Raw genomic sequence first — 4,585 nt, 5'->3', positions numbered from 1 at the left:
GCACATCAAAAACACTTGACCCGCAACACAGTTGCTTGGGGGGCAGCGACCCGCGTCAGCGGCGGAGCGTGGGGGCCACATTCTTCACCGCACCGCGCGGTTGATGTGCTTGCGGTAAGGTCCGCGCATGTCCGCTGCCCCTGCACCTCTCCCCGTTTCCTTCTGGTCGCTCGGCTGGCGTTCGCTCTGGCGCGACTGGCGCGCGGGCGAGTTGCGGCTGTTGCTGATCGCAGTCACGCTGGCGGTGGCGGCGCTGACCTCGGTGGGGTTTTTTGCGGACCGGCTGCAGAACGGCCTGCAGCGCGACGCGCGGGCCCTCATCGGCGGCGACGCGGTCATCAGCAGCGACAACCCGCCGGCGCCAGCGTTTGCCGAACAGGCGCGCGCGCTGGGCCTGCAGACGGTGCAGACCCTGGGCTTTCCGACCATGGGCCGCGCGCGCGACGCAGACGGCGGCGCCGCCAAGCTGGTGGCGCTCAAGGCCGTGGCGCCCGGTTACCCGCTGCGCGGCAGCCTGCGCGTGGCGCCGGGGCCGGACCAGCCCGACGCGCCCACACAAGCCATTCCCGCGCCCGGCACCGCCTGGGTGGACGCGGCGCTGCTGGTGCAGCTGGACCTGAAGATCGGCCAGCCCCTGCTGCTGGGCGACGCGAGCTTCCTGCTGGACCGCGTGATCGTGGTCGAGCCCGACCGGGGCGGCGGCTTCATGAGCTTCGCGCCGCGCGTGATGATCAACGCCGCCGATCTGGCCGCCACCGGCCTGGTGCAACCCGCCAGCCGCCTGAACTACCGCCTGGCCGTGGCCGGCGACGACGCACCGGTCAAGCGCTTTGCCGACTGGGCGCAGGCACAAATCGACAAGCCCGGCGTGCGCGGCCTGCGGCTCGAATCGCTGGAAGGCGGCCGGCCCGAGATGCAGCAGACGCTGGCGCGCGCCGAAAAATTCCTCAACCTCGTGGCCCTGCTGGCCGCGCTGCTGTCGGCCGTGGCCGTGGCCATCGCCGCGCGCGGCTTCGCCCAGCGCCACCTGGACGATTGCGCCATGCTGCGCGTGCTCGGCCTGTCACAAGGCGCCATGGCGCGGGCCTACGCTTTCGAGTTTCTGGTGATCGGCCTGGCCGCCAGCGCGCTGGGCGTGGCCCTGGGCTGGGCGGTGCACCACGTGTTCGTGCTGCTGCTGGCCGGCCTGGTGGAATCGGCCCTGCCCGCCGTCAGCGTGTGGCCCGCGCTGCTCGGCCTGGGCATGGGGCTGACGCTGATGGTGGCTTTCGGCCTGCCGCCGGTGCTGCAACTGGCGCAGGTGCCGCCGCTGCGCGTGATCCGCCGCGACGTCGGCCAGCTCAAGCCCGCCACCCTGGCCGTGCTGGGCCTGGGCGTGGCCGGCTTTGCCGCGCTGCTGCTGGCCGCCAGCCGCGACCTGGTGCTGGGCGGCATCGCCGTCGGCGGTTTTGCGGTGGCGGTGGCGGTGTTCGCGCTCATCAGCTGGGGCGCCGTGAAGCTGCTGCGCGCCAGCGTCAACGAAAGCACCGCGCCGCGCGCGCTGGTGCTGGCCACGCGCCAGCTCTCGGCCCGGCCGGCCTACGCGGTGGTGCAGATCAGCTCGCTCGCCGTCGGCCTGCTGGCCCTGGTGCTGCTGGTGCTGCTGCGCACCGACCTGATCGCCAGCTGGCGCAACGCCACGCCGCCCGATGCACCCAACCGCTTCGTCATCAATGTGCAGCCCGAGCAGGCCGAGCCGTTCCAGCAGGCGTTGCAGGCCGCGGGGGTGGCCAAGTACGACTGGTTCCCCATGATCCGGGGGCGCCTGGTCACGGTCAACGGCAGCGCTGTGGTGCCCGAGCAGTACGCCAGCGACCGCGCCCAGCGCCTGGTTGAGCGCGAGTTCAACCTCTCGCACAGCGCGCAGCCGCCCGAACACAACCAGCTGGTGGCCGGCCGCTGGACGCCCGACGAAGCCGACGGCCTGAGCGTGGAGGAGGGCCTGGCCGAAGAGCTGGGCTTCCAGCTCGGCGACCGCCTGGGCTTCGACATCGCCGGCCAGGTGGTGGAGCGCCGCATCACCAGCCTGCGCAAGGTGGACTGGTCGTCCATGCGCGTGAACTTCTTCGTCATGTTCCCGGTGGCGCAGATGAGCGATGTGCCGGTCACCTACATCAGCGCTTTCCGCGCGCCCGATGGCAACCTGCAGTTCGACAACGCGCTGGTGCGCCAATTCCCCAACATCACCAGCGTGGACATGAGCCAGACCATTGCCCAGGTGCAGCGCGTGCTGGGCCAGGTCATCCGCGCGGTGGAGTTCCTGTTCGGCTTCGCGCTGGCCGCCGGCCTGGTGGTGCTGCTGGCCACCATCACCGCCACGCGCGGCGAACGCGAACGCGAATTCGCCGTGCTGCGCGCCGTGGGCGCGGGGTCGAAACTGCTGCGCAATGTGCAGCGCATCGAACTGCTGGGTGTGGGCCTGCTGGCCGGCTTCGTCGCCTCGCTGGTGGCCATGGCGGTCGGCTGGGGTCTGGCCAAATACGCCTTCCAGTTCAGCTGGCAGCCCCCGCTGCTGGTGCCGCTGCTGGGCAGCCTGTCGGGCGGCGTGCTGGCGCTGGCGGCGGGCTGGTGGGGCCTGCGCAGCGTGCTGAACACCCCCGTGATCGAAACCCTGCGCAAAGCCGCGACCTGAGCATGAACACCTCCGAACCCGTCACCAAACCCGCCACCCCGTTCGAATGGATCGGCGGCGAAGCCCGCGTGCGAGCCTTGGTGGACCGCTTCTACGACCTGATGGACCTAGAACCCGGCTACCGCGAACTGCGCGCCAGCCACGGCAACACGCTGGACGACGCGCGCCAGAAACTGTTCTGGTTCCTGTGCGGCTGGCTGGGCGGCCCCTCGCACTACGAAGACCGCTTCGGCCACCCGCGCCTGCGCATGCGCCACATGCCGTTCCAGATCGGCATCGTCGAGCGCGACCAGTGGCTGGCCTGCATGGACCAGGCCATGGGCGAGACCGGCGTGCCGGACGACCTGCGCGCGCGCCTGCGCGAAAGCTTCTTCAAAACCGCCGACTGGATGCGCAACACGCCCAGCTGAGGGATGTCGTCGTCGGGCCGGTGCGCGCGGCCAGATAATCGGCGGCTCTCCCCGCATGCCGCGTGCCCCGACATTCCCGACCATGACCTATCTCCTGCCCGGCATCCTCGCCATGGGCGCCATCGTGCTGGCGTCCAACATCCTGGTGCAGTTCTTGTTCGGCCCCTGGCTGACCTGGGGTGCCTTCACCTACCCGCTGGCCTTTCTGGTGACCGACCTGATCAACCTGGTGCATGGCCCGCGCGCTGCCCGCCGTGTCGTGCTGGCCGGTTTTGCGGTCGGGCTGGTGTGCTCGCTGGTGGGCAGCCAGATCGTGGGCGAGGCGGGTCCCCTGGTCGCCTTGCGCGTGGCCCTGGCCTCGGGGGTCGCGTTCCTGGTGGCGCAACTGCTGGACGTGACCCTGTTCGACCGGCTGCGCAACGGCGCCTGGTGGCGTGCGCCGCTGGCGTCCTCGCTGGTGGGTTCCACGCTCGACACCTTGCTGTTTTTCTCCATCGCCTTCTCGGGCGCGCTGGTGTGGATCGAGCCGGGCAACGATGTGGCTTGGGCCAACGAGGTGCTGCCCCTGCTGGGCTGGGGGCCCGAGGCGCCGCTGTGGGTGTCGCTGGCCAGCGCCGACTGGCTGGTCAAGCTCTGCCTGGCCGCTCTGGCGCTGGTGCCTTTTCGCCTGTTTGTGCGCCGCCTGCTAGCGCTCAGCATCGCGTCGGGGCAGCGCTCAGGCGTCTGACGACCGGCTGCCGCCCTGACCCTGGCGCAGCAGCACCAGCAAGGCACCGGCCCCGCCATGGGCAGGGCGGGCCTGGGCAAACGCCAGCACCTCGTTTTTTTGCACCAGCCAGCGCGGGACCCGGTCCTTGAGCACCGGCATCCGGCCCGGCGAACCCAGACCCTTGCCGTGCACCACCCGCACGCAGCGCAAGCCCTGCTGGTGGCATTCGCGCAGGAAGCGGCCCAGCGAATCGCGTGCCTCGTCGGTGCGCAGGCCGTGCAGGTCGATCTGTCGCTGGATGCTCCAGCGGCCTTCGCGCAGCTTGCGCAGCACGTCAGGCCCCAGTCCGGGACGGCTGAAGCTCAGCCGCTCGTCGGTGTGCAGCAGGGTTTCCACGTCGAACGCGTCCGACAGCGCCTCGCGCATCACCGATTCTTCGTCCAGCTGGCGCTGGCGCGGGGATGGTTCCACCGCGCGGGGCGGGTGCTGTACGCGCCGCACGTGGACCAAGGGCTGGACCGGCCCTACGGCCAGCTCGAACAGGCGTCGTTCCCGGTCCAGCCGCTGCAGGCGCAGGCGCTCGGCCTCGCGCGCCGCGGCTTCGGCCGCCGCCCGCTGGGCGATCAGCTTCTGCAGCGTCTTGAGTTCGGCGAGCGAGCGGACTTTCATGGCCCGGCGATTTTCGCGCAGGACCCAATCCCCTCGGGTGGGCCAGCCGCCGGGCCGCCCCAAGGCAGGCCCAGCCCCCTTGTATGCTTTTAGCGCGTTCATCGTGTTGATTGGTTTGCAGGAACT

4 protein-coding genes are annotated in these 4,585 nt (G+C 70.7%); 3 read left to right on the top strand and 1 reads right to left on the bottom strand.

The annotated features are described in order from the left end of the window. Positions 1 to 127 precede the first annotated feature (127 nt). The 3 genes from RMP09_RS21825 to RMP09_RS21815 all read left to right on the top strand — a co-directional run bounded on the left by RMP09_RS21825 (position 128) and on the right by RMP09_RS21815 (position 3,808). Positions 128 to 2,671 (top strand): ABC transporter permease, encoded by a 2,544-nt coding sequence (locus RMP09_RS21825; protein WP_310568084.1) that lies wholly within the window; start codon positions 128 to 130, stop codon positions 2,669 to 2,671. A 2-nt stretch (positions 2,672 to 2,673) separates the two neighbouring features. Beyond that, complete coding sequence (locus RMP09_RS21820; protein ID WP_310568083.1) at positions 2,674 to 3,081, top strand: group II truncated hemoglobin; 408 nt, start codon at positions 2,674 to 2,676, stop codon at positions 3,079 to 3,081. 82 nt (positions 3,082 to 3,163) lie between these two features. Beyond that, complete coding sequence (locus tag RMP09_RS21815; RefSeq protein ID WP_310568082.1) at positions 3,164 to 3,808, top strand: queuosine precursor transporter; 645 nt, start codon at positions 3,164 to 3,166, stop codon at positions 3,806 to 3,808. On the opposite strand, the gene RMP09_RS21810 is transcribed toward RMP09_RS21815, so the two are convergent. Next, positions 3,797 to 4,459, bottom strand: coding sequence for a Smr/MutS family protein (locus RMP09_RS21810; RefSeq protein ID WP_310568081.1), 663 nt, complete (start codon positions 4,457 to 4,459; stop codon positions 3,797 to 3,799). The genes RMP09_RS21815 and RMP09_RS21810 overlap by 12 nt on opposite strands. Positions 4,460 to 4,585: the final 126 nt, after the last annotated feature.

It is taken from the genome of Hydrogenophaga sp., from assembly GCF_031426985.1.
GTDB lineage: Bacteria > Pseudomonadota > Gammaproteobacteria > Burkholderiales > Burkholderiaceae_C > Hydrogenophaga.
Note: the sequence above shows the minus strand (reverse complement) of the source record. Positions and strands in the feature narration are given on the sequence as shown.

Excerpts from the sequence above, each read along its gene's own strand:
- RMP09_RS21815 (WP_310568082.1), top strand. The coding sequence starts at position 3,164 with ATGACCTATCTCCTGCCCGGCATCCTCGCCATGGGCGCCATCGTGCTG.
- RMP09_RS21810 (WP_310568081.1), bottom strand. The coding sequence starts at position 4,459 with ATGAAAGTCCGCTCGCTCGCCGAACTCAAGACGCTGCAGAAGCTGATC.
- RMP09_RS21820 (WP_310568083.1), top strand. The coding sequence starts at position 2,674 with ATGAACACCTCCGAACCCGTCACCAAACCCGCCACCCCGTTCGAATGG.
- RMP09_RS21825 (WP_310568084.1), top strand. The coding sequence starts at position 128 with ATGTCCGCTGCCCCTGCACCTCTCCCCGTTTCCTTCTGGTCGCTCGGC.